This window comes from Streptomyces deserti, assembly GCF_054782695.1.
Window position 1 is genome coordinate 843122 of record NZ_BAAGRZ010000001.1, and the last position, 24001, is coordinate 867122.

At 72.2% G+C, this 24001-nt stretch carries 19 protein-coding genes and 1 pseudogene; 5 read left to right on the forward strand and 15 right to left on the reverse strand.

Annotation, left to right across the window (positions count from 1 at the left end):
- Positions 1 to 2: 2 nt before the first annotated feature.
- The 5 genes from ACYVMZ_RS03835 to ACYVMZ_RS03855 form a co-directional block, all read right to left on the reverse strand.
- Positions 3 to 995: an adenosine deaminase gene (locus ACYVMZ_RS03835; protein ID WP_461075395.1), complete on the reverse strand. Its 993-nt coding sequence runs from the start codon at positions 993 to 995 to the stop codon at positions 3 to 5.
- Positions 996 to 1015: 20 nt separating this feature from the next.
- Positions 1016 to 1921: a ribonuclease Z gene (locus ACYVMZ_RS03840; protein WP_461075397.1), complete on the reverse strand. Its 906-nt coding sequence runs from the start codon at positions 1919 to 1921 to the stop codon at positions 1016 to 1018.
- Positions 1922 to 1927: 6 nt separating this feature from the next.
- Positions 1928 to 2281: a histidine triad nucleotide-binding protein gene (locus ACYVMZ_RS03845; protein ID WP_461075399.1), complete on the reverse strand. Its 354-nt coding sequence runs from the start codon at positions 2279 to 2281 to the stop codon at positions 1928 to 1930.
- A gap of 120 nt (positions 2282 to 2401) precedes the next feature.
- Positions 2402 to 5602, reverse strand: a complete 3201-nt coding sequence (locus ACYVMZ_RS03850) for a S41 family peptidase (RefSeq protein ID WP_461075401.1) — start codon at positions 5600 to 5602, stop codon at positions 2402 to 2404.
- Positions 5603 to 5674: 72 nt separating this feature from the next.
- A complete protein-coding gene (locus tag ACYVMZ_RS03855; RefSeq protein ID WP_461075403.1) occupies positions 5675 to 6238 on the reverse strand; it encodes a hypothetical protein in 564 nt (187 codons plus the stop codon).
- Between the two features lie 94 nt (positions 6239 to 6332).
- Here ACYVMZ_RS03855 and ACYVMZ_RS03860 point away from each other — a divergent pair, with 94 nt between their 5' ends.
- The gene (locus ACYVMZ_RS03860; protein ID WP_461075405.1) at positions 6333 to 8015 is read left to right on the forward strand and encodes a hypothetical protein; all 1683 of its coding nucleotides are present in this window, start codon (positions 6333 to 6335) and stop codon (positions 8013 to 8015) included.
- A gap of 9 nt (positions 8016 to 8024) precedes the next feature.
- Here ACYVMZ_RS03860 and ACYVMZ_RS03865 read toward each other — a convergent pair whose 3' ends face one another.
- The 5 genes from ACYVMZ_RS03865 to hrcA form a co-directional block, all read right to left on the reverse strand.
- A complete protein-coding gene (locus tag ACYVMZ_RS03865) occupies positions 8025 to 8417 on the reverse strand; it encodes a VOC family protein (RefSeq protein WP_461075407.1) in 393 nt (130 codons plus the stop codon).
- Positions 8418 to 8432: 15 nt separating this feature from the next.
- Positions 8433 to 9173 carry a 16S rRNA (uracil(1498)-N(3))-methyltransferase gene (locus tag ACYVMZ_RS03870; protein WP_461075409.1) on the reverse strand — a complete coding sequence of 247 codons (741 nt, stop codon included), beginning with the start codon at positions 9171 to 9173 and terminating at the stop codon, positions 8433 to 8435.
- Positions 9170 to 10255 carry a nitronate monooxygenase gene (locus ACYVMZ_RS03875; RefSeq protein ID WP_461075411.1) on the reverse strand — a complete coding sequence of 362 codons (1086 nt, stop codon included), beginning with the start codon at positions 10253 to 10255 and terminating at the stop codon, positions 9170 to 9172. Before ACYVMZ_RS03875 ends, ACYVMZ_RS03870 begins: the two co-directional genes overlap by 4 nt.
- Before the next feature lie 237 nt (positions 10256 to 10492).
- Entirely contained in the window at positions 10493 to 11629 is a 1137-nt protein-coding gene (gene dnaJ / locus ACYVMZ_RS03880; RefSeq protein ID WP_461075413.1) for a molecular chaperone DnaJ, read from the reverse strand.
- Positions 11629 to 12645: a heat-inducible transcriptional repressor HrcA gene (gene hrcA, locus ACYVMZ_RS03885; RefSeq protein WP_461075415.1), complete on the reverse strand. Its 1017-nt coding sequence runs from the start codon at positions 12643 to 12645 to the stop codon at positions 11629 to 11631. The genes dnaJ and hrcA overlap by 1 nt, the downstream gene beginning before the upstream one ends.
- 183 nt (positions 12646 to 12828) lie before the next feature.
- Here hrcA and ACYVMZ_RS03890 point away from each other — a divergent pair, with 183 nt between their 5' ends.
- On the forward strand, positions 12829 to 13560 hold the full coding sequence (locus ACYVMZ_RS03890; RefSeq protein WP_461075417.1) for an MBL fold metallo-hydrolase: 732 nt from the start codon (positions 12829 to 12831) through the stop codon (positions 13558 to 13560).
- A gap of 31 nt (positions 13561 to 13591) precedes the next feature.
- Complete coding sequence (locus ACYVMZ_RS03895; RefSeq protein WP_461075419.1) at positions 13592 to 14392, forward strand: DUF3097 domain-containing protein; 801 nt, start codon at positions 13592 to 13594, stop codon at positions 14390 to 14392.
- Positions 14393 to 14422: 30 nt separating this feature from the next.
- Here ACYVMZ_RS03895 and hemW read toward each other — a convergent pair whose 3' ends face one another.
- Positions 14423 to 15655 (reverse strand): radical SAM family heme chaperone HemW, encoded by a 1233-nt coding sequence (gene hemW / locus ACYVMZ_RS03900; RefSeq protein WP_461075421.1) that lies wholly within the window; start codon positions 15653 to 15655, stop codon positions 14423 to 14425.
- Between the two features lie 264 nt (positions 15656 to 15919).
- Complete coding sequence (locus tag ACYVMZ_RS03905; protein WP_461075423.1) at positions 15920 to 17833, reverse strand: SpoIIE family protein phosphatase; 1914 nt, start codon at positions 17831 to 17833, stop codon at positions 15920 to 15922.
- A gap of 219 nt (positions 17834 to 18052) precedes the next feature.
- Here ACYVMZ_RS03905 and ACYVMZ_RS03910 point away from each other — a divergent pair.
- Positions 18053 to 18459, forward strand: a pseudogene (locus tag ACYVMZ_RS03910) (hypothetical protein); the annotation flags it as partial.
- 108 nt (positions 18460 to 18567) lie between these two features.
- Here the strand turns inward: ACYVMZ_RS03910 and ACYVMZ_RS03915 are convergent.
- Together ACYVMZ_RS03915 and lepA are read right to left on the reverse strand one after the other, a co-directional pair.
- Positions 18568 to 20439 (reverse strand): AMP-dependent synthetase/ligase, encoded by a 1872-nt coding sequence (locus tag ACYVMZ_RS03915; protein ID WP_461075425.1) that lies wholly within the window; start codon positions 20437 to 20439, stop codon positions 18568 to 18570.
- A 269-nt stretch (positions 20440 to 20708) separates the two neighbouring features.
- The gene (gene lepA / locus ACYVMZ_RS03920) at positions 20709 to 22577 is read right to left on the reverse strand and encodes a translation elongation factor 4 (RefSeq protein ID WP_461075427.1); all 1869 of its coding nucleotides are present in this window, start codon (positions 22575 to 22577) and stop codon (positions 20709 to 20711) included.
- Positions 22578 to 22806: 229 nt separating this feature from the next.
- On the opposite strand from lepA, the gene rpsT reads away from it, so the two are divergent.
- Positions 22807 to 23073: a 30S ribosomal protein S20 gene (gene rpsT, locus ACYVMZ_RS03925; protein WP_381016198.1), complete on the forward strand. Its 267-nt coding sequence runs from the start codon at positions 22807 to 22809 to the stop codon at positions 23071 to 23073.
- A 235-nt stretch (positions 23074 to 23308) separates the two neighbouring features.
- Here rpsT and ACYVMZ_RS03930 read toward each other — a convergent pair whose 3' ends face one another.
- The gene (locus ACYVMZ_RS03930; protein ID WP_461075429.1) at positions 23309 to 23704 is read right to left on the reverse strand and encodes a nuclear transport factor 2 family protein; all 396 of its coding nucleotides are present in this window, start codon (positions 23702 to 23704) and stop codon (positions 23309 to 23311) included.
- Positions 23705 to 24001: the final 297 nt, after the last annotated feature.

Genomic DNA, 24001 nt, shown 5'->3' on the forward strand with positions numbered 1-24001 from the left:
GGTTACGTGAACTCGTACGCCTCCACCTCGGCGAGGTACCGGGCCCGCCGCTCCTCGTCGTGCTCCAGGAAGGAGGCGAGGAAGGAGTTGCGGGCCAGCTCGCGCAGCCGGTCCGGTCCGAGCCCGAGGGTGTCCCGTACGGCGTCGAAGTTGTCGCCGGCGTAGCCGCCGAAGTAGGCCGGGTCGTCGGAGTTGACCGTGCACAGCAGGCCGGCGTCCAGCATGGCGGGCAGGGGATGGTCGGCGAGGGTGTCGACCGTGCGCAGCCGGACGTTGGACAGGGGGCACAGGGTGAGCGGCACGCGCTCGCGCACCAGCCGTTCCACCAGCGCCGGGTTTTCCATGCAGCGCAGGCCGTGGTCGACGCGCTCGACGCCGAGGACGTCCAGGGCCTCGGTGATGTACTCCGGCGGGCCCTCCTCGCCCGCGTGCGCCACCCGCCTCAGGCCCAGGGCGGCGGCCGCCTCGTACACCTCTCGGAACTTCACCGGCGGGTGCCCGACCTCGGCCGAGTCGAGGCCGACGCCGGTGATCCGGTCCAGGTACGGCCTGGCGGCGTCCAGCGTCGCCAGGGCCGACTCGGCGGAGTCGTCGCGCAGGAAGCACAGGATCAGCTGGGTGGAGACACCGTGGTTGGCCTCGCTGTGCTCCAGCGCGCGCCACAGCCCCTCGACGACCGTGCCCAGCTCCAGCCCGCGCTTGGTGTGCGCCTGCGGGTCGAAGAAGATCTCCGCGTGCCGCACGCCCTGCGCGGCGGCGCGGGCGAGGTAGGCGTTGGCGAGGTCCTCGAAGTCCCGCTCGGTGCGCAGGACGGCCATGAGCTCGTAGTACAGGTTCAGGAAGGACTGCAGATCCTCGAACCGGTAGGCCTCGCGGAGCTCGTCCGTGTCGGCGTACGGCAGCGTGACACCGTTGCGGGCCGCGAGCTCGAAGGCCAGCTCGGGCTCCAGGGTGCCTTCGATGTGAAGGTGCAGTTCGGCTTTCGGGAGGGGCATCAAATCATCGTACGGCGGTTTCACCGACGCTTCGGAAGCGGCACCCTCAGCAGATCGTGCGCCACGGTCAGCTCCCCCTCGTACCCGGCGGCCCGCGCCTGCCGCTCGAACTCGTCGGGTCCGGTGTAGCGCTGGCTGAAGTGGGTCAGGACGAGATGCCGTACGCCGGTCTCGCGTGCCACGCGTGCGGCCTGACCGGCCGTCAGGTGTCCGTGCTCGACGGCGAGTCGCTCGTCCTCGTCGAGGAAGGTGGACTCGATGACGAGCAGGTCGCAGCCCTCGGCGAGCGCGTACACGCCGTCGCACAGCCGGGTGTCCATGACGAACGCGAACCGCTGCCCGCGGCGCACCTCGCTGACGGCTTCGAGCGGCACTCCGTCCAGGGAGCCCTCGCGCTGGATGCGGCCGACGTCCGGGCCCTTGATGCCGTGCGCGGCGAGCCGGTCGGGCAGCATGCGGCGGCCGTCGGGCTCGATGAGGCGGTAGCCGTACGACTCGACGGGGTGCGACAGCTTCCGGGCCTGAAGCGTGTAGGCCGGGGTCACGGCGAGGACGCCGTCCGAGGCGACCGGGGCCTGGGTGAGGTCGACGGTCTCGCGGTAGGCGGTGGCGTACCGCAGGCGGTCGAAGAAGCGCTGGCCGGAGCGCGGGTAGTGGGCGGTGATCTCGTGCGGCACCTGGTCGAGGTTGATGCGCTGGATCACTCCGGCCAGTCCGAGGCAGTGGTCGCCGTGGAAGTGGGTGATACAGATCCGGTTCAGGTCGTGCGCGGCGACGCCGGCCCGCACCATCTGGCGCTGCGTGCCCTCGCCGGGGTCGAACAGGATGCCCTCGCCGTCCCAGCGCAGCAGGTAGCCGTTGTGGTTGCGGTGCCGGGTGGGGACCTGGCTGGCGGTGCCGAGGACCACCAGTTCACGTACGGACAAGGCGGCTTACCCCGGGGGCCACTGGAGGCCGCGCCCGCCCAGCACGTGGGCGTGCGCGTGCCAGACGGTCTGGCCGGCGCCGCTGCCCGTGTTGAAGACGATGCGGTAGCTCTCCAGCTTTTCCTCGTCGGCGATCGCCTGCGTCTCGCGCAGCACGTCCGCGGCGAGTTCCGGTGCGGCGGCGGCGAGCGCGGCGGCGTCCCTGTGGTGCGCCTTGGGGATCACCAGGACGTGGGTGGGTGCCTGGGGGTTGATGTCCCGGAACGCGACGGTGGTGTCCGTCTCGCGGACGATCGTCGCCGGGATCGTACCCGCGACGATCTTGCAGAACAGGCAGTCGTCCTGGGGTTCCCCTGCCATGGTCCCTCCGGGGGTCGGGCGGAGCTTTACGGTGGGCATCGTATCGTCGCCGGCTGCGCGTCATCCGTGGCCGGTCGCGCCTACGCGGCGGAGCCGTCTGTCGATACGGCCCCGCGCCCCTCAGGCGGGCAAACTGGGCGGCACCTTTGCCGGTGCCCCCTCCAGCGTCTCCAAGACGATCCTGATCGCCTCGTCCAGCTGGACGTCACGCCCGGCCGCATGGTCCTGCGGCCGCTGCACCACCTCCACGTCCGGGTCCACCCCGTGGTTCTCCACGCCCCACTCGTAGCCCTCCAGCCAGAACGCGTACTTCGGCTGTGTGATGAGCGTGCCGTCGACCAGGCGGTAGCGGCTGTCGATGCCGATGACGCCGCCCCAGGTGCGGGTGCCCACCACCGGCCCCAGCCCGAGTGCCTTGATCGCCGCGTTGACGATGTCGCCGTCGGAGCCGGAGAACTCGTTGGCGACGACCACGACCGGCCCGCGGGGCGCGTCCTGCGGGTAGCTCTCGGGCCGCATGCCGCGCGGCACGTCCCAGCCGACGATCCGCCGTGCCAGTTTCTCCACGACCAGCTGGGAGGTGTGTCCGCCGCGGTTCTCGCGGACGTCGACGACGAGGCCCTCCCGGACGACCTCGACGCGCAGGTCGCGGTGGATCTGGGCCCAGCCGGGCGCCTGCATGTCGGGGACGTGCAGATACCCGAGCCGGCCGCCGGACTTCTCGTGGACGTAGGCCCGCCGGTCGGCGACCCAGGCGTGGTAGCGCAGCGGCTCCTCGTCGGCGACGGGCACGACGACGGCGTGCCGCGGCTCGCCGCCGCCGGACGGGGAGACGGTCAGTTCCACCGGTTTGCCCGCCGTGCCGACCAGGAGCGGCGCGGGGCCGGTCACCGGGTCGACCGGCTGTCCGGCGACCGCGACGATCGCGTCGCCGGGGCGCACCGCGACACCGGGTGCGGCGAGCGGGGAGCGGGCCTGAGGGTCGGAGGTCTCCGACGGGAGGATGCGGTCGACGCGCCAACTGCCGTCCTCGTGGCGGGAGATGTCCGCGCCGAGCAGGCCCTGCCGGGCACCGCCGCCGTGGCCGCCGCGCGGCATGACGTACGCGTGCGAGGTGCCGAGTTCGCCCTGCACCTCCCACAGCAGGTCGACCAGGTCGTCGTGGGTGGCGACGCGCTCCAGCACCGGCCGGTAGCGGTCCAGGACGCCGTCCCAGTCGACGCCGTTCATGTCGGGCCGCCAGAAGTGGTCCCGCATGATGCGGCCGGTCTCCTCGTACATCTGCCGCCACTCGGCCGCCGGGTCGCAGAACTGGCGGACCCGGCCGAGGTCGACGGTGATGTTGGTGTCGCTGTCGTCGTCGTTCGAGGCGCGCCGGTCGCTGGGGACGACCTTGAGCCGGCCGTCGGTCCACAGCAGGACCCGTTTGCCGTCGCCGCTGACCTCGAAGTGGTCGGCGTCGGCGGCCAGGTGCTCGATGCGCTGCTGGGCGAGGTCGTAGCGCTCCAGCTCGGTCTTGGGGTCCGGGTCGTCGGGCGTGGCCCGGGAGGCGCCGAGGACGCCGGTCACCGGGTGGCGCAGCCACAGCACGCCGTCCTTGGCGGCGCGCAGGTTGGAGTAGCGGGCGGCCTCGACCGGGAAGGGCACGATGCGGTCGGCGAGGCCTTCGAGGTCGATGCGGGTGGTGGGGATGCCCTCGCTGTCGGGCGTCTCCTCCCGGTCGGGGGTCTCGAAGGGGCGGCCGTGCCGCTGCGGGCCGAACGGCGACGGGGTCGTCGCGGCCAGCGTGATGAGGTGCGGGCGGGCGCCCTCGACGAAGGCGAGGTCGAAGACGTGCTCGTCGTAGACCGGGTCGAAGGAGCGGGTGGACAGGAACGCCAGGTGTTTGCCGTCGAGGGTGAAGGCCGGGGCGTAGTCCTGGAAGCGCAGCGGGGTCGCCTCGGTGACCGACAGGTCGGTGGTGTTGGCGAGCTTCAGCTGGGACAGGGGGCGCGGGCCCGGGTGGGACCAGGCGAGCCAGGCGGAGTCGGGCGAGAACACCAGCCCCGACACGTCGCCGTCCTCACTGCGGTCGACCTCCCGTACCTCGCCGGTCTCGCGTTCGACCAGCAGCAGGCGCCCGTCGTGGGAGGCCACGGCGGCCCGGCTGCCGTCGGGTGCCATGGCGAGCTCCAGGACCCGGCCGAGCTGCCCGGCGGCGAGCCGGCGCGGGGTCGCGCCGGGCGTGAGGCCGGTGGCGGGCGCGAACTCCAGGGCGTCGTCGCCCTCGGCGTCCGTCACCCACACCACCCACTCCTCGCCGTCCGCGCGGAAGGTGCGCGGCAGCCGGGCCCGTACGCCGGGCTGCGCGGCCAGCGCGCGGGCCGGGCCGGAGCGGTGGGTCACCCAGTGCACGGAGCCGCGTACGCAGACGGCACTGCCCCGCGCGGTGTGGTCGGGGGAGGCCGACCCGAACCAGCGGGAGGCGTTCACCGGGAACGGCTGGAGGTCGACGCGCTGCCCGCCGAGCCGGACGTCGAGCCGCCGCGGCTCGGCCCCGTCCAGGTCGTCCAGCAGCCACAGTTCACCGGCCGAGGAGTAGACGACACGGGTGCCGTCGGTCGCCGCGTGCCGGGCGTAGAAGCCGTCGAGGGGTGTGTGCCGCCGCAGTTCGGAGCCGTCGGCGAGGGAGGAGTACAGCGCGCCGGTGCCCTCGTGGTCGGAGAGGAAGGCGATCCGGTCTCCGACCCAGCAGGGGTACTCGATGTTCCCGTCCAGCTCCTCGTGCAGCCGTACGAACTCGCCCTCGCCCTCCCGGTCGATCCACAGCTTGCCCGCCGTACCGCCCCGGTAGCGCTTCCACCAGGCCGCCTCGCGGCCCATCGGCGCGGACAGCAGCACGGTGTGCGGCCCGTACGCGATGTCGCCGACGGGCCCGTAGGGCAGGGTGGTGGCCGGGCCGCCGTCGAGCGGGACGGCACGCGCCCAGGAGCGGCGCAGGCTGGCCTGGCCGTGGGTGGTGATGGCGAGCACCTGCCCGTCGGGGGTCCAGCCGCGCACCTGGGTCCTCGCACTGCCCCAGTGGGTGAGGCGCTTGGCGGGGCCGCCGTCGACCGGGGCGATGTGCACCTCGGGGGCGCCGTCACGGGTGGAGGTCCAGGCGACGGTGGTGCCGTCGGGCGAGATGCGCGGCTGGGTCACCGGCACGTTGTCGGCGCTGACCCGCCAGGCCCGCCCGCCGTCGAGGGGCGCGAGCCACACGTCGTCCTCGGCGGTGAAGGCGACCAACTCGCCGTGCACGTGCGGGAACCGGAGATACGCAGGCGTTGCGGACTGTGTCACCCGATCACCCTACGCACGGGCGGCGTCCGGTGGACAGGGTTTGGATCACTTGCCGGGCGCCCGGCCCGCACGTCACTTGCCCTCGACGGGTCGGCACGTGGGGTACTGCTCGCACCAGACGGTCGTCGTGACGGTCACGGTGACGGTGGGTCCGGGCCGCCCGTACGTCGGGTCGCTGCCGACGGGCGGCGGGCTGGTGGCGTCGCAGTCGCCGAGCCCCTTCACGTCGAACCACACCTTGCCGTCCACCTTCGCGGTGATGTGGCCGCGCACACAGGCGCCGTCCACCGCGTGGGTGACCTCGCCGTCGACGGTGATCTCCTTGCCGTCGTCGGTCTCCCCCTGGCAGTCGACGGTGGCGACGGTGTCCTCGCTCGCCGACGGCGCCGAGGCCGAGGAGTCGCCGTCGTCGCCGAAGGAGGCGGTGCAGCTGAGCCACCGCACGCCCGCCTTCTGCCGGTTGAGTTCCCGCGTCACGGTCTCGTCGGTCGTGTACGCCACGGACGCGGAGCTCAACTCGCCCGGCTCGCACGCGACGGCCCCGCCCACGGCGACGACCACGAGCCCCGCCACGGCCGCCACCCTGGTCCCACGCGATCCCTGTCGTCGATGCCAAATCCGCCTCAACGCCCCCATGGAGGGCAGCCTGCCACCGAAGCGGGCGGCGCGGTAGACCGCATACGGCCACTCCCGGCCCACCCCCGTCACAATCGGGAGGACCTCAACCCGATTGCCCCGGAGGAGGGTTGACGCCCTCGCCGTCCCCGCGGATCCGCTCCCGCAGGACCAGCCGGATCCTTCCGGCGCCGCGCCCCCGGCCGACCCCGGGGAGATTCCGGCCGGGCCGCCCGACCCGGCGGCGGGACCGCCCCGGCCGACGCACCGGCGCCGGGTGCGGATGCTCGTCGACGTGGTGGACCACCCCGACGAAGTCACCTATGTCACCGCGCTGTTCGAGGAGCGCGGCTGGTCCGTCCGCCCCGCCGGGCCCGACGACGACGCGGCCTCGCCGACCGGGCGCCGGGCCACGCTCGTCGTCGAGGTCCGGCTGCACGGGGCGCGCTTCGGCGCCGTCCGCACGGCGGTCGCGGAGGTGGAACGCCTGGCTCTCCAGGCCGAGCTGGGCGCCTGGGTGCGGGACGCGGCGCTGGTCGAGCACGAACGGCCGCCCCGGACGACGTATCAGCTGCACCGGGCGGTGCCGTCGGCCGGCCGGATCCGGCGGGCCGTCGCCCGGGTGTGGACCTGGCTCGGCGCAGCGGACGAGCAGCGGGCCGTGACCGTGCCGGCCGGGCCCGGATCGCGGCAGGCGGCCCAGGAGGAGCTGGCGGCGCGCACGCTGGGCGGCCGGGCCTTCGACTCCACGCGGCACGGGCTGCGGGTGCCGGGCCACTCGGACGCCGGCCCGCCGCACGCCGAGACCCCGCACGGGCGCCGGGTCCACCTGGCCTGGCTGGCCGGGGGCGCGGCGGGCATCGTGCTCGCGGTCGTCTGCGGCATGGGGGTGGTGTGGGCGGACGGGTGGTGGAAGGTGCTGCCGGCGGTGCTCGGCACGGCGGGTGCGCTGCCGCTGGGCCGGATGGCCAAGGAGACCCGGGAGCGCGGCCGGCCGGCGCAGTGGGCGGCGGGCCTCGCGGGCACCACGGCGCTGGCCGGCTTCGGCGCGCTGGTCGGCCGGGACACCGAGCCCCGGGTGCTGGGGGCCGGCCTGGTGCTGCTGGCCGGGGTCGCGTTCACCGGTACCGGGGTGGTCCTGGCGGTGCGCCGGACGTTCTTCACACGGCACGCCGCCTGGCTGGTGCCGCTGTCGGTGCCGGTGGTGTGGTCGATGGTGAGCTGGGTCGGCAGGCAGATGCACGCGGCGTACCTCGACCGGTTCGACATCCGGCCGGAGGCGGTGCCGACCCCGGCGCTCGGCACGTACACGGCCGCCGCGCAGCCGATGGCGCTGGCGCTGGGCAGCGTGCTGTTCTTCGTGGCGATCGCGGGCTGGCTGCGCCACTTCCACGTGGGCCGCGACCGCGCCAACCGTCTCTTCGCCATCGCCCTGGTGACGCTGCTGTCCTTCGTCTACGTCGTGACCTCCATCACCCTGGGCACCCGGCAGGCGGTCGGCGCGGCCGGGCGGGCCGCCGAGCACGCCGCCGAGCGGAACGCCGAACCACCGAGCTACCACGGCCTGTGGGGCCGGTTCGTCTGCGTCCGCCCCTTGTCCGAGCGGATCCCGGTCGAGTACGGCCCGGTCACCACCGGCCACCCGGTCGTGACCTTCGGCGCCTCCGGCGACTGGATGTGGCTCTGGGACCCGGCCCGGCCGGGCGGCCCGGTCCCGGAGTCGTTCGCCCTGCGCCGCGAGGACGTGGCCCTGCTGCCCGCGGAGAACCCGGTGCCGAAACGCTGCCCCGCGGCCTGAGCACCCCGCTCAGCCGCGCAGCAGCAGCCACTCCTGGAGTTCCACCAGGTTGCCCTCCGGGTCCTTGAGATGGGCGACGCGCATGCGGTCGGTCATGAGGGCCGGGTCGTGGAGGAGGGTGGCGCCCCGGGCGGTGATCTCCGCGCAGTAGGCGTCCAGGTCGTCGACGCGGAGCACCACCAACGAGCGGTGCCCGGTCGCCGTGTCACCCAGTTCGTCCAGGACCTCCGCCATCATCGCCCGGTCCTGCAGGACGATGCCCGCCGAGCCGGTGGCGGGGCTGAGGTTCTCGTACGGGCCGTCCGCCGCGCCCGACTGCGGCCTGAGGCCGAGGACCTCGGCGTAGAAGCGGTAGCAGGCGGGGAAGTCGGTGACGAGCAGCCGTACCTGTGCGAGTTCCACGGGTGCCTCCGGTGGTCAGGACCAGCGGCCGGTACGGGCCAGCAGCACGGCCGCCGCCGCCGTCCCGGCGGTCGACGTGCGCAGCACGCTGCGCCCCAGCCGGTACGCCTGCGCACCCGATGTCTCGAAGAGCGCCAACTCCTCGGGTGAGACGCCGCCTTCGGGGCCGACGACCAGCACGATCTGACCGGAGGAGGGCAGTTCCGCGGTGGCCAGCGGTGCGTCACCGCTCTCGTGCAGGACGGCGGCGAAGTCCGCGTCGGCGAGAAGTGAGGCAACCTGTCTGGTCGTCGCCGCGTCCGCGACGTCCGGGAACCGCACCCGGCGGGACTGCTTGCCCGCCTCGCGGGCCGTCGCCCGCCATTTGGCGAGGGACTTCAGCCCTCGCTCGCCCTTCCACTGCGTGATGCAGCGCGCCGCCGCCCACGGCACGATCGCGTCGACGCCGACCTCGGTCATCGTCTCGACGGCGAGCTCACCGCGGTCGCCCTTGGGCAGAGCCTGGACGACGGTGATACGGGGGGACTCCGGCGGTTCCTCGGACACCGCCGGCAGGTGGACGACCAGCCGGTCCTTGCCCTCGGTGCCGACCACCTCGCACTCGGCCCAGCGCCCGGCGCCGTCCGTCAGCACCACGGTCTCCCCCGGCTGCAGCCGCTTCACGGACACCGCGTGACGCCCCTCGGGCCCGTCCAGGACGTAGCGCCCCGCATCGTCCGCCCGGAAGTGCTCGACCACGAACACCGGCGCGGTCATCGGCCCGCACCTCCCGCCGGGAATCCCGACAACGCTGTCCTGGCGACGGCGAGTTCACCCGCCAGCACCTCCACGAGCTGCCCGGCGGGCATCTCCCGCGCCATCCGGTGGCCCTGCCCGGCCCACAGCGCCATGCCCTGCGCGTCGCCCGCCTTGGCGGCGGCCTTGCGCAGCGGCGAGGTCAGGTGGTGGATCTCCGGGTAGGCGGCGGGCGCGTACGGGCCGTGCTCGCGCATGAAACGGTTGACCAGGCCGCGGGCCGGGCGGCCGGAGAAGGCGCGGGTCAGCTCCGTCCGGACGAACAGGGGGTTGGTCAGCGCCTGCTTGTGCAGGGCGTTGGCACCGGACTCGGGGGTGGCGAGGAACGCCGTGCCCAGCTGGGCGGCGCTCGCGCCCGCCGCGAGGACCGCGGCGATCTGGCTGCCGCGCATCAGGCCGCCGGCGGCGACGATCGGGATGCCGACGGCCTCCCGGACCTGCGCGAGGAGCGACAGCAGGCCGAGCCCGGAGCCGTCCGTCTCCGGGATGTCCCGGTGCGTGCCCTGGTGGCCGCCCGCCTCGACGCCCTGTGCGATCACCGCGTCCGCGCCCGCCCGCTCCACGGCCCGGGCCTCCTCCGCGGTGGTCGCGGTGACGAGGATGAAGGTGCCGACGCGGTGCAGGGAGTCGACGACCTCACGGCTCGGCACGCCGAAGTGGAACGACACCACCGGCACGGGGTTGTCGAGGAGGACGGCGAGCTTGGCGTCGTAGCCGTCGTCGCGGCCGCTGTCGCGATCGCCGAGCTCGGTCTCGTACCAGGCGGCCTCTCCGGCCAGCTGGTGGGCGTAGACGTCGACGGCGGCCGGGTCGGCGTACTCCGGCTGCGGCATGAACAGATTCACGCCGAAGGGCCTGCTGGTGAGGCTCCGCAGCTGCTTGATCTCCTGGTACATCCCGTCGGCGGTCTTGTAGCCGGCGGCGAGGAACCCGAGCCCGCCCGCCTCGGACACGGCGGCGGCGAGCTGCGGCACGGAGACGCCGCCCGCCATGGGGGCCTGCACGATCGGATGCGGGAAGAGATCGGTCAGTGCGGAGGACATGACCGCATGTTGTCACGTCCTCCGAACCAATCCGAATCCGGCCTTCCAACTGGCATAGACCAGAAGCACGTCCGCAGATCAGAGCCTGATCGGCGGCTCGCGTCAGCGCCTGACCGGCGGGGCGTGTCAGCGCCCGTTGAAGGCGTCCTTCAACCGGGAGAACAGCCCTTGCTGACCCGGCTGACTGTGCCTGCCCGGGGGCCGACCCCCGGACCCCCGGCCGCCTCACCGCTCACGTCAGCGCCCGTTGAAAGCGTCCTTCAACCGGGAGAACAGCCCTTGCTGACCCGGCTGGAACTGCCCCTGCGGGCGCTCCTCGCCGCGCAGTTTGGCCAGCTCCCGCAGCAGGCGTTCCTGCTCGGGGTCGAGCTTGGTGGGGGTCGTGACCTCGACGTGGACGATGAGGTCGCCGCGCCCGCCACCCCGCAGGTGCGTCACCCCGCGCCCGTGCAGCGGGATCGACTGCCCGGACTGCGTGCCGGGGCGGATGTCGACCTCCTCCAGGCCGTCCAGCGTCTCCAGCGGCACCTTCGTACCGAGGGCCGCCGCCGTCATCGGGATCGTCACCGTGCAGTGCAGGTCGTCGCCGCGCCGCTGGAACGTCGGGTGCGGCAGCTCGTGGATCTCGACGTACAGGTCACCGGCCGGACCGCCGCCCGGGCCGACCTCGCCCTCACCGGCGAGCTGGATCCGCGTGCCGTTGTCGACACCGGCCGGGATCTTGACGGTGAGCGTACGGCGGGACCGTACGCGCCCGTCACCGGCGCACTCCGGGCACGGTGTGGGCACCACGGTTCCGAAGCCCTGGCACTGCGGGCAGGGACGCGAGGTCATGACCTGGCCCAGGAAGGACCGGGTGACCTGGGAGACCTCACCGCGGCCCCGGCACATGTCACAGGTCTGGGCGGAGGTGCCCGGCGCCGCGCCCTCACCGCTGCAGGTGGTGCAGACGATCGCCGTGTCGACCTGGAGGTCCTTCGTCGTGCCGAAGGCGGCCTCGTCGAGTTCGACCTCGATGCGGATCATCGCGTCCTGGCCGCGGCGGGTGCGCGAGCGCGGACCGCGCTGCGACGCCGTGCCGAAGAACGCGTCCATGATGTCGGAGAAGTTCCCGAAGCCGCCGGCCCCGAAGCCGCCCGCGCCGGCACCGCCGGACTGCGAGAGCGGGTCGCCGCCGAGGTCGTAGACCTGCTTCTTCTGCGGGTCCGACAGCACCTCGTAGGCGGCGTTGATCTCCTTGAACCGCTCCTGGGTCTTCGGATCGGGGTTGACGTCCGGGTGCAGCTCGCGCGCGAGCCGCCGGAAGGCCTTCTTGATCTCTTCCTGCGACGCGTCGCGGCGCACGCCGAGTACGGCGTAGTAGTCCGTGGCCACTACGACTCCGCCAGGATCTGTCCGACGTACCGTGCCACTGCGCGTACCGCTCCCATCGTTCCCGGGTAGTCCATGCGGGTCGGTCCGACCACGCCGAGCTTGGCGACAGCCTCGCCGCCCGAACCGTAGCCGACCGACACGACGGACGTGGAGTTGAGTCCTTCGTGGGCGTTCTCGTGACCGATACGGACGGTCACGCCCGGATCCTTGGCCTCGCCGAGCAGCTTGAGAAGCACGACCTGCTCCTCCAGCGCCTCCAGCACCGGCCGGATCGTGAGGGGGAAGTCGTGTGCGAAGCGGGTCAGATTGGCGGTGCCGCCGATCATCAGCCGCTCCTCGTTCTCCTCGACGAGTGTCTCCAGCAGGGTGGAGAGCACCGTCGAGACCGTGCCGCGGTCGTCGGCCTCGAAGGCCTCCGGCAGGTCCTCCACCAGGCTCGGCACGTCCGTGAAGCGACGTCCCGCGACCCGGCTGTTGAGCCGCGCGCGCAGATCCGCCAGCGACGTCTCACCGAAGGGCGCCGGGCAGTCGACGACGCGCTGCTCGACCCGCCCGGTGTCCGTGATCAGCACGAGCATCACGCGTGCGGGCGCGAGGGAGAGCAGCTCCACGTGCCGCACGGTCGACCGGGTCAGCGACGGGTACTGCACGACGGCGACCTGCCGCGTCAGCTGCGCGAGCAGCCGCACGGTCCGCGCCACCACGTCGTCGAGGTCGACGGCGCCCTCGAGGAAGTTCTGGATCGCCCGCCGCTCGGGCGGGGACATGGGCTTGACGCCCGCGAGCTTGTCGACGAAGAGCCGGTAGCCCTTGTCGGTGGGGATGCGCCCGGCGCTGGTGTGCGGCTGGGCGATGTACCCCTCCTCCTCCAGGGCCGCCATGTCGTTGCGGACGGTGGCGGGGGAGACGCCGAGGTTGTGCCGCTCGGTGAGCGCCTTGGAGCCGACGGGCTCCTCGGTGCCGACGTAGTCCTGGACGATGGCGCGCAGCACCTGAAGCCTGCGTTCACTAAGCATCCGCGCACACCTCCAGAAGTCGTCCGCCTGGTGTCGTACCTGACACCGCCTGCTGCCGCCTGGCACTCGGCGCGTGGGAGTGCCAGCCTTCCCCGGCCCAGTGTACGGCGGTGGGGTACACCGTGGGCAAGGTCGGTCCTGCGGCGACGCCCCGCGGACCGTCTCCCCCGCTAGCGTCGCCGTATGAGGGTGACTTGGGAAGAGTTGGGATGGGAGCGGGTCGCGGCCGGGGTGGGGCGGTGCCGGCTGCCGGTGTGGGACTGCACGGTGGGGCTGGTCGTCGGCGCGGGCGCGGTGCTGATGGTCGACGCGGGGTCCAGCCTGGCGGAGGGCGCGCGGTTGCGCGCGCAGGCGCAGCAACTCGCCGGCCACCGTGTGACGCATCTCGCGCTGACCCACCCGCACTTCGACCACGTCCTCGGCTCGGCGGCGTTCGCGGGCACGGAGATGTTCGGGGCGGTGGGCGTGGACGGGGTGTTCACGCGCGTACGTGACCGCGAGGAGCTGCGGGGGGACGCGGTGGCCCACGGTCTGGACGCCCGGCTGGCCGAGGAGGCCGTCGACGCCCTCGTCGGCCCCCGCCATCTGGTCTCCGGCGAGTGGACCCTCGACCTGGGCGCGGGCCGCCAGGTCCTGCTGGCGAACGTGGGCCCGGGGCACACGGCGTACGACCTGGCCGTCCTGGTGCCGGGCGACCCGGAGGTGGTGTTCTGCGGCGACCTGGTCGAGGAGTCCGGCGAGCCCCAGGCCGGCCCCGACGCGGTGCCGTCGCACTGGCCGGCGGCCCTGGACCGGCTGCTGGCCCTGGGCGGCGAGGACGCGCTGTACGTGCCCGGTCACGGAGCGGTGGTGGACGCGGCGTTCGTGCGGGCGCAGCGGGACACCCTCGCGGCACGATTCGGCGTGTCGCCGTGATCGTGCCGGGGCTTCTCCTATCGTCATCCGAATGCGCCAGTACTCTCCGGACCTGACCCCGCCGTGGAAGAAGCCGAAGCCCGTCCCCGAGGTACCGGCCGAGCCGGGCCTGGTGGTGGAGGAGGCGGGTACGGGGTTCTGCGGCGCGGTGATCCGCTGCGAGGCGGGCACGGTGACCCTGGAGGACCGCTTCGGCAAGCACCGGGTGTTCCCCATGGAGCCGCGCGGGTTCCTGCTGGAGGGCAGGGTGGTGACGCTCGTACGGCCGTCGTCCGGGCCGGTACGGCCCACGCGCACCGCTTCCGGCTCGGTGGCGGTCCCGGGCGCACGCGCGCGCGTGGCCCGCGCCGGGCGCATCTACGTCGAGGGGCGGCACGACGCCGAGCTGGTGGAGAAGGTGTGGGGCGACGACCTGCGCATCGAGGGCGTGGTCGTGGAGTACCTGGAGGGCGTGGACGACCTGCCGTCGATCGTCGCCGACTTCGCGCCGGGTCCGGATGCGCGGTTGGGTGTCCTGGTGGACCACCTGGTCCCGGGCACGAAGGAATGGCGCATCGCCGAGTCGGTGACGAGCGAGCACGCGCTGGTGGTGGGCCACCCCTTCATCGACATCTGGGAGGCGGTCAAGCCGTCGTCCCTGGGGATCGAGGCGTGGCCGCGGGTGCCGCGCGGGCAGGACTGGAAGACCGGGGTGTGCCGGGCACTGGGGTGGCCGGAGAACACGGGGGCGGCCTGGCAGCGGATTCTCGGGCGGGTGCGGTCCTACAAGGACCTGGAGCCGGCGCTGCTGGGCAGGGTCGAGGAACTGATCGACTTCGTGACGGCGCCGTAGCGTCGACTGCGTGACGGCGCCGTGGCGTCGTCAGTCCACCAGGTCCCTGACCACCGCGTCCGCCAGCAACCGCCCCCGCAGGGTGAGCACCGCCCGCCCCTCCTCGTACGGAGCCCGCTGCAGAAGCCCGTCCGACAGCGCCCGCCGGGAAGCGGCAAGCCCCTCCTCCCGCAGCAGCGACAGCGGCACCCCCTCCCGCAGCCGCAGTTCCAGCAGGACCCGCTCCACCCGCCGGTCCTCGTCCGACAGGATCTCCCGCCCCGCCCCGGGCGATCGCCCCGCGGCCAGCGCCGCCGCGTACGCGCCCGGGTGCTTCACGTTCCACCAGCGCACCCCGCCGACGTGGCTGTGCGCCCCGGGCCCGGCGCCCCACCAGTCGGCGCCCCGCCAGTACAGCTCGTTGTGCAGGCAGCGCCCGGCCTCGGACGTGGCCCAGTTCGACACCTCGTACCACTCGAAACCGGCCGCCGACAGCATCTCCTCGGCGATCAGGTAGCGGTCCGCGTGGACGTCGTCGTCCGTCGTCGGGATCTCGCCCCGGCGGATACGACGGGCCAGCTGCGTGCCCTCCTCGACGATCAGCGCGTACGCGGAGACGTGGTCGGGCCCGGCGCCGAGGGCGGCTTCCAGCGAGGCCCGCCAGTCGTCGTCGCTCTCCCCCGGTGTGCCGTAGATCAGGTCCAGGTTCACATGCTCGAAGCCCGCCGCCCGGGCCTCGGCCACGCATGCCTCCGGGCGCCCCGGCGTGTGCGTGCGGTCCAGCACCTTCAGGACATGCTGCCTGGCGCTCTGCATGCCGAAGGAGATCCGGTTGAAGCCGCCCTCGCGCAGGGCCGCCAGATACGCCGGGTCGACCGACTCCGGGTTCGCCTCCGTCGTCACCTCCGCGCCCGCCGCCAGGCCGAACTCGTCGCGGATCGCGTGCAGCATCCGTACGAGGTCACCGGCCGCGAGCAGCGTCGGCGTACCGCCGCCGACGAACACCGTGCGGACCGGACGCGGGTCGTCACCCAGCACCTTGCGGGCCAGGCGGATCTCGTCGGTCAGTGTCTCGGCGTAGTTCTCGCGGGAGGCGAGCACGCCGCCGGTGCCGCGCAGCTCGGTCGCGGTGTAGGTGTTGAAGTCGCAGTAGCCGCAGCGGGTCGCGCAGTAGGGGACGTGCAGGTAGAACCCGAGGGGGCGCTCGGCGGCCCCGGCGAGCGCGTGCCCGGGCAGCGCGCCGTCGGCGGGGACGGGCTCGCCGTCGGGGAGTGCGGAAGGCATGCGTTCCATTGTCCCGCACGACGGTCGGTGCCCGCTCCGGCGTCCCGTACGGCTGCCCCCGCTCCGGTGCCCCGACGACGGTGCGTGCCCGCTCCGGCGTCCCGTACGGGGGTGCGTGCCCGCTCCGCGTCCCGTACGAGGGTCGTGCCCGCACCGGCACCCCCACGACAACGCCCGCCCGCACCGGCGACCCGCACGGCAGTGCCCGACCGCTCCGGCGCCCGGCAGCCGGGCCTGCCCCTGCTCCGCTACTCCGCCACTCCGCTACTCCGCCTGCAGCACCAGCAGTGCCAGGTCGTCCGCCGGTGGCCGTGCGCCGAACTCGTGTACGAGCCGCTTGATCCGCTCGGCTATCGGCTCCGCGTCCAGCCCCGCGCACCCCGCCAGTGCCGCCGCGAGCCCGTCCCCGTCGTCGAACTGGCGTGAGCCGCTGCGTCGCTCGGTCACGCCGTCGGTGACGCACAGCAGCGTGTCGCCGGACCGCAGCTCGAAGGTCTCGCTGGTGTACGTCGCGTCCTCGATGACACCGAGGAGGGTCTGCGGCTGCGCCACCGTACGGACCGTGCCGTCGGGGCCGAGGAGCAGGGGCAGCGGGTGGCCGGCGGAGGCGAGGGTGCAGCGGACGCCGCCGTCGAAGGGGACCAGCTCGCCGTACAGCAGGGACAGGAAGCGGGTCTGGGGGCCGTCGCCGGGGACGGCCGGGCGGGCCCCGGCGGCCACCAGCGCGCGGGCGGCGGCGTCGGCGGCCTCCGTGGCGTCGTCGAGGAGCAGCTGGTTGAGGCGGTCGAGGACGTCGGCGACCCGGTAGCCCTCACGGGCCAGCAGCCGCAGCCAGGGCCGGGCCAGCCCGATGACGACCGCGGCCTCGGGCCCCTTGCCCTGGACGTCGCCGACGGCGAAGCACCAGCGGCCGTCGCCGGCCGGGAAGACGTCGTAGAAGTCGCCGCTCGGTCCGCCCTTGTCGCACGGTTCGTAGACGAGGGCGCTGCGCACCCCGGGGATCTGGGCGACGGCGCCGGGCAGCAGCCCGCGCTGGAGTACGGCGCTGATGGTGGCCTGCCGGGCGTACTGGCGGGCGGCGCCGATGGCGAGCGCGACCCGGCGGCCGAGGTCCTCGACGAGCCCGGTGATCTCGTCGGGGAAGCGGGGGATCCCGGCCCGCCCGATGACCAGCGTGCCCAGCGGCCGCCCGCCGGCGACGAGCCGGTACGCGAGCGCCGCGCCGGGCCCGCCGAGCGCCTCGCCGGGCCACGGGTAGGCCGCGGGGCCGGACCGCAGCAGGTCGGACGGCTGCGGCGGATCCTTCTCCAGGGCCCGGCGCAGTTCCTCGACGCGGTTCTCGCTGCCGTGCCAGACACGGGCCAGGCGGGGCCCGCCCACGGGCGCGCCCCGGCTCCAGTCGCCGTGCCCGGAGGCCTCGTCCTCCAGCCACACCGCGCACCAGTCGGCCAGCCGCGGCACGAGCAGCTGTCCGGTCAGGGCGGCGACCAGGTCCTCGTCGAGCTGCCCGGCGAGCAGGTCCGAGGCCTCGGCGAGGAAGGACAGCGCGCCGCGGCCCAGCCAGAAGCCGTCGCGCGGGTAGGGCTCCGCCGGGTCCCGTGGGTCACGCCCGTCCCACGGCGGCTCGGGCGCCAGGATCTCGGCGAACCTCAGGCCGCGCGCCAGGGCGTGCTCCTCGGCGTACGCCTCGATCCGCTCCCCTGCCGTGCGCCCCTGCGCGGGCAGCCGCGCCCACACCGTCTTGGTGCCCGTGCGGTAGGTGATGCCCCAGGCCTCGGAGAGCGCGGCGACGAGCCGCAGGCCGCGGCCGTACTCCGGGGTGTCGTACGGCGGTTCGGGTTCGCTGCCGCGCGGGGCGCGCGAGGGATGGTGGTCGGAGACCTCGACGACGAGCGCCCCGGTGTCCTCCTCCAGTCGGCAGGAGAGCTCGACGTCGGTGCCGGCGTGCACGACGGCGTTGGTGACGAGTTCGCTGACGACGACCGTGGCGTCGTCGGCGAGGCGGTCGGTGAGGTGTGCGGTGCCGGGCAGGCCGAGTTCGGCCCATTCGGCGAGCGCCGCGCGCACCAGGGCGCGGGCGGAGCCGGGTGCGAGGGGGCTGCCGGCCAGGGTCGCGTGCGCCCGCGTGAGCTCCTGCGCGCCCTCCCGGCCGGGGTCGTCCTGCGCAGGCTCCCGCATCGGTGCCTGAGAAGCATGCTCAGGTTCCTCAGATGCGTGCTCAGGTTCCTCAGAAGCGTGCTCAGGCGCCTCGTTGGCAAGGGATGCGGTCTCCCGTTGCGTCGGAATGGCCCCCATGGACGGCTCCCCGGGCAGTTCGTACGAATACGCCTCAGTCGATGCCGACAGGGTGACAGACCGACCACGCCCATAAGCGCCGAGTTACCGAAGTGGGCCGTCATGAGTGAGAACAGTGCTACGCATGTGCTCGAAAATGGGCGGAAAGACGGTCATATTCGAGCATCCGACCCCCTGCTCGCCGCGATGACCGCCGCACGCGACGGCGACTTCGCGAAGGTGCCGGAGACCGGCCAGGGGATCGCGGCGGACCTCATCGCGGTGAACGCGGCAGTTGCGCGGCGACCTACGGCGGCTCGGCCGCGCCGTGAACATGATGGTCGACCAGCTCTCGCGGTTCACGGGCGAGGTGACCCGCGTCGCGCGCGAGGTCGGCACCGAAAGGCGGCTCGGCGGGCGCGCGAAGAGGCAGGCTTTTCGCGCAGTTGACGGGACGTGACCGAGGAGGCACGGCCGTCATGAACGCCGCGGGCGAGGCGGAACGCCTGCGCGCGGAGGTCCGGGACCTACGGCGGCTCGTTGACAGGGAGCCGGGAACCTGACCCTTCAGGAGCGCGGGGAACTGCGCGACCAGCCACAACGAAGCCGCGGCCGCCACGCAGTCCCCCCGCCACCCTCTACGCCTCGCGAGTCCCCTCGTACATCTCATCGATCAGATGCTTGTACTCCCGCTCCACAACAGGCCGCTTCAGCTTCAGACTCGGCGTGATCTCCCCGTGCTCCACATCGAGATCCCTCGGCAGCAACCGGAACTTCTTGATCGTCTGCCACCGCTGCAACCCGGCGTTGAGCTGCTGCACGTACCCGTCGACCATCTGCACCGTCTGCGGCGCCGCGACGATCTCCGCGTACGACTTCCCCTCCAGCCCGTTCTCCTGCGCCCACTGCGTGATGGCGGCCTCGTCGAGCGCGATGAGCGCGGTGCAGTAGTTCCGGTCGGCCCCGTGCACCAGGATGTTGGACACGTACGGGCACACCGCCTTGAACTGGCCCTCCACCTCGGCCGGCGCGATGTACTTGCCACCCGACGTCTTGATGAGGTCCTTCTTGCGGTCGGTGATCCGCAGGTACCCGTCCGGGGACAGCTCACCGATGTCACCGGTGTGGAACCAGCCGTCCGGCTCCAGGACTTCCGCGGTCTTCTCGGGCAGCTTGTGGTAGCCCTCCATGATGCCCGGACCGCGCAGCAGGATCTCGCCGTCGTCCGCGATGCGCACCTCCGTGCCGGGCAGCGGCTTGCCGACCGTGCCGGTGCGGTAGGCCTCGCCCGGGTTGACGAAGGAGGCCGCGGAGGACTCGGTCAGGCCGTAGCCCTCCAGGATGTGGATACCGGCGCCGGAGAAGAAGTAGCCGATGTCGGGCGCGAGGGCGGCCGAGCCGGAGACGCAGGCGCGCAGGTTGCCGCCGAAGGCCTCGCGGATCTTGGCGTACACGAGCGCGTCGGCGACCTTGTGCTTGGCGGACAGGCCGAAGGGGGCGCTCGCGGTGCCCGTGCGGCGGAAGTTGTCCTGGGTGACCTTGGCGTACTCGCGGGCGACCCCGGCCGCCCACTGGAAGATCTTGTGCTTGGCGCCGCCACCGGCCTTCGCCTTGGCCGCGACCCCGTTGTAGACCTTCTCGAAGATGCGCGGCACGGCCGCCATGTACGTGGGCTGTACGACCGGCAGGTTCTCGATGATCTTGTCGACCCGGCCGTCGACCGCGGTGACGTGCCCGACCTCGATCTGCCCGGAGGTCAGCACCTTGCCGAAGACGTGCGCGAGCGGCAGCCACAGGTACTGCACGTCTTCGCTGCTGATCAGCCCGGTCGCGGCGATCGCCTTCGCCATGTACGCCCAGTTGTCGTGCGGGAGGCGCACGCCCTTGGGGCGGCCGGTGGTGCCGGACGTGTAGATGAGGGTGGCCAGCTGGTCCTTGGTGAGGGCCGCGACCCGCTCCCTGACCAGGCCGGGGTCCTTCTCCAGGCGCGCCGCGCCGCGCTTCTCCAGCTCGTCGAGGGTGAGGATCCAGTCGGCGGTCTCGACACCGGCCGGGTCGATGACCACGACGTGGGTGAGGTCGGGCAGCTCGGCCCGCTTCTCCTTCGCCTTGGCCAGCTGCTCGGCGTTCTCCGCGATGAGCACCCTGCTCTCGGAGTCGGAGAGGATGTACGCCGACTCCTCGGCGTTGGTCTGCGGGTAGACGGTGGTGGCCGCGCCCGCGCACATGATGCCGAGGTCGGCGAGGATCCACTCGATCCGGGTGGCCGAGGCGAGCGCGACGCGCTGCTCCGGCTGCACGCCCAGCTCGATCAGGCCGGCCGCGATCGCGTAGACCCGATCGGCGGCCTGCGCCCAGCTCAGCGACTTCCAGTCGTCCGGGCCCTGGCCGGAGGCCGGGGGGACGGGATAGCGGTAGGCCTCGGCGTCCGGCGTGGCCGCCACGCGCTCCAGGAAGAGGGCCGCCACGGACGGCGGACGGTTCTCGATCAGTTGCTGTGTGTCGCTCACGACATCCTCCGGGGCCCGCGACAGTGCGGCTGGCTCAGTGCGGCTGGGTTCACTCTCGCGCCGTTGTTTAACTCGCGAGTAACTATCGAGCAGGGATCAGAGTAAAGGCCGACCGGCCGGTGCGTAAGACTCCGTGCCCTGTCACTTCCTACAGACACATACCCCGCGAACGCGCAGGGGCCCGCCGCACTTCGTACGACAGGCCCCACTTGGGTCCGGTTTGCCCGGTGACCCGCGGTGATCGGTGATGCCCCGTGGTGACCGGGCGACTACTTCTTGGCCTTGCCCGACCCCGCGCTCTCGTCGCTCGACAGGACGGCGATGAAGGCCTCCTGCGGAACCTCCACGGAACCCACCATCTTCATCCGCTTCTTGCCTTCCTTCTGCTTCTCCAGCAGCTTCCGCTTACGGGAGATGTCACCGCCGTAGCACTTGGCGAGGACGTCCTTGCGGATGGCGCGGATGGTCTCCCGGGCGATGACCCGGGAGCCGATGGCCGCCTGGACGGGCACCTCGAAGGCCTGTCGCGGGATCAGCTCCTTCAGCTTGGCGACCAAACGCACGCCGTACGCGTACGCCTGGTCCCGGTGCGTGATCGCCGAGAAGGCGTCCACCTTGTCGCCGTGCAGCAGGATGTCCACCTTGACGAGCTGCGCGGTCTGCTCACCGGTGGGCTCGTAGTCGAGGGAGGCATAGCCGCGGGTCTTGGACTTCAGCTGGTCGAAGAAGTCGAAGACGATCTCGGCGAGCGGGAGCGTGTAGCGGATCTCGACGCGGTCCTCGGAGAGGTAGTCCATGCCGAGCATGACGCCGCGCCGGTTCTGGCACAGCTCCATGATCGAGCCGATGAACTCGGAGGGCGCGAGGATGGTGGCCCGTACGACCGGCTCGTACACCTCCGCGATCTTCCCCTCCGGGAACTCGCTCGGGTTGGTGACGATGTGCTCGCTGCCGTCCTCCATGATCACGCGGTAGACCACGTTGGGCGCGGTGGCGATCAGGTCGAGCCCGAACTCGCGCTCCAGCCGCTCGCGGATCACGTCGAGGTGCAGCAGACCCAGGAAGCCGACGCGGAAACCGAAGCCGAGGGCGGCGGAGGTCTCCGGCTCGTAGACGAGAGCGGCGTCGTTGAGCTGGAGCTTGTCGAGGGCCTCGCGCAGCTCGGGGTAGTCCGACCCGTCCAGCGGATACAGGCCGGAGAAGACCATCGGCTTGGGGTCCTTGTAACCGCCGAGCGGTTCCGTGGCGCCCTTGTGCTGGCTGGTGACGGTGTCACCGACCTTCGACTGGCGGACGTCCTTCACACCCGTGATCAGATAGCCCACCTCACCGACGCCGAGGCCGTCGGCGGGCAGCATCTCCGGCGAGTTGGTGCCGATCTCCAGCAGCTCGTGCGTGGCGTTCGTGGACATCATCCGGATGCGCTCACGCTTGTTGAGCTGCCCGTCGATGACACGGACGTACGTCACGACACCGCGGTAGGAGTCGTAGACGGAGTCGAAGATCATGGCGCGCGCCGGGGCGTCCTGGACGCCGACCGGCGCGGGGACCTCGGCGACGACCCGGTCGAGCAGCGCCTCGACGCCCAGGCCCGTCTTCGCGGAGACCTTGAGCACGTCGTCGGGCTCACACCCGACCAGGTTCGCGAGCTCCTCGGCGAACTTCTCGGGCTGCGCGGCCGGCAGGTCGATCTTGTTCAGGACGGGGATGATCGTGAGGTCGTTCTCCATCGCCAGGTACAGGTTGGCGAGGGTCTGCGCCTCGATGCCCTGGGCGGCGTCGACCAGGAGGATGGTCCCCTCGCAGGCGGCGAGCGACCGCGAGACCTCGTAGGTGAAGTCGACGTGCCCCGGGGTGTCGATCATGTTGAGGATGTGCGTGTTGCTCTTGTCGTGGGTCGGAGCCCACGGCAGACGCACCGCCTGGGACTTGATCGTGATGCCGCGCTCGCGCTCGATGTCCATGCGGTCGAGGTACTGAGCGCGCATCTGCCGCTGCTCGACCACACCGGTCAGCTGGAGCATCCGGTCGGCGAGCGTGGACTTGCCGTGGTCGATGTGCGCGATGATGCAGAAGTTGCGGATCAGAGCCGGGTCGGTACGGCTCGGCTCGGGCACATGGCTAGGGATCGCGGGCACGCAGGGTCCTGATTCTTGAGGCGTCCGCAGTGTCTGCGGTCTCGGGTCGGATCGATACGTAGGTTCCATGGTCCCACGGGTCGGGGTCCTGGATGGGTTTGGGCTGTGGAGAGACCCGCTGGTAGCCTGAGTGGCTGTGTCTCATGCCCTCTCGCAGGAGGCACGTCTTCAAGAAATCACCGGTACGGGACCCGTGCGGCCCCGTGCCAGAACCTGTAGAGGCTCATTCGTGGCGAACATCAAGTCCCAGATCAAGCGGATCAAGACCAACGAGAAGGCCCGGCTGCGCAACAAGGCCGTCAAGTCCTCCCTGAAAACCGCGATCCGCAAGGCCCGTGAGGCTGCTGCCGCGGGTGACGTCGAGAAGGCCACCGTGCTGCAGCGCGAAGCCGCGCGTCAGCTCGACAAGGCCGTCTCCAAGGGCGTCATCCACAAGAACCAGGCCGCCAACAAGAAGTCGGCGCTGGCTCAGAAGGTCGCCGCTCTCAAGGGCTGAACCCCTTATCTGGTCTGACCGGATCCCCTGTGGATCCAGCCGCCGGAAGGAACCAGAGCGGGCCCTCTCTCATCCGCTCCCGACCGGCACCCCGAGTTCGTCCGCGGCCTGCGTTCGCCACGCGGGGACGGACTCACCGGCTTGAACCGAAGGCCCCGCCTTCCGCTCTTCCCCAGGGCGGTGGGCGGGGCCTTCGGCTTAACGAGGGGCCTTCGGCTTGGCGAGGGGCCAAGCGTCACGACCAGAAGTCGTTGGCCTTCTCAATGTCCTCGACGCATTCGTCGAGATCGGTCATCTTGTCCCCGACGATCCGGAAGACGATGCCTCCGTTCTCCTCGATGCGCTTGCCCTGCCGCTCGGCCGTGAAGCGGTGTACCGCCACCGCGTGTCCCCGGCCGTCGACCAGGACGTTGCGCAGTTCGACGGCGAAGGTCCCGTTGGTCTCCTCGAAGAGCCGCCGGTACATGTCGATGACCGCGTCCTGCCCCTTGAAGTCACCCGACAGGATGTGAGTCCCGGGCACATGATGGGTGGCATCCGCTGCCAGCAGACTGCGAACGGTGTCCATGTCCCCACGGGAGAAGGCTTCGTAGCCCTTGCGGACGAGTGCTGCGTGCGGGTGTTCAGCCATGGCATTCGCCACCTTTCTGCCACTTTGGCGATGCGCCGCTGATATTCCCGATTGTCCTCTTGGGCGGCCCTTGTCACCTCTTGGCCGACCGTGTCGGGGGACGGGTGGCACTGGCGGGGGCCGAGGGGCAGCAGCCCTAAGTGAGGCCATGTACGGCTCCGCCGAGCGACCCGATTCGAGCGGGGCGGTGCCCCTCGGGGATGGACGGGTAGGGGCAGCAGGGGCGAAATCCATCAGGTCGGCCCGGGCCCGAAGAGGCCGTCTCGGGCTGAGTCCGCTCATGACGCCGCCCCCAGC

Bases quoted from the DNA above. Each gene is read 5' to 3' on its own strand.
- ACYVMZ_RS03855 (WP_461075403.1), bottom strand. From the start codon at position 6,238: ATGGGGGCGTTGAGGCGGATTTGGCATCGACGACAGGGATCGCGTGGG.
- hrcA (WP_461075415.1), bottom strand. From the start codon at position 12,645: ATGCTTAGTGAACGCAGGCTTCAGGTGCTGCGCGCCATCGTCCAGGAC.
- ACYVMZ_RS03835 (WP_461075395.1), bottom strand. From the start codon at position 995: ATGCCCCTCCCGAAAGCCGAACTGCACCTTCACATCGAAGGCACCCTG.
- ACYVMZ_RS03845 (WP_461075399.1), bottom strand. From the start codon at position 2,281: ATGGCAGGGGAACCCCAGGACGACTGCCTGTTCTGCAAGATCGTCGCG.
- ACYVMZ_RS03890 (WP_461075417.1), top strand. From the start codon at position 12,829: ATGAGGGTGACTTGGGAAGAGTTGGGATGGGAGCGGGTCGCGGCCGGG.
- ACYVMZ_RS03895 (WP_461075419.1), top strand. From the start codon at position 13,592: ATGCGCCAGTACTCTCCGGACCTGACCCCGCCGTGGAAGAAGCCGAAG.
- ACYVMZ_RS03930 (WP_461075429.1), bottom strand. From the start codon at position 23,704: ATGGCTGAACACCCGCACGCAGCACTCGTCCGCAAGGGCTACGAAGCC.
- hemW (WP_461075421.1), bottom strand. From the start codon at position 15,655: ATGCCTTCCGCACTCCCCGACGGCGAGCCCGTCCCCGCCGACGGCGCG.
- ACYVMZ_RS03870 (WP_461075409.1), bottom strand. From the start codon at position 9,173: ATGACCGCGCCGGTGTTCGTGGTCGAGCACTTCCGGGCGGACGATGCG.
- ACYVMZ_RS03875 (WP_461075411.1), bottom strand. From the start codon at position 10,255: ATGTCCTCCGCACTGACCGATCTCTTCCCGCATCCGATCGTGCAGGCC.
- ACYVMZ_RS03905 (WP_461075423.1), bottom strand. From the start codon at position 17,833: ATGCGGGAGCCTGCGCAGGACGACCCCGGCCGGGAGGGCGCGCAGGAG.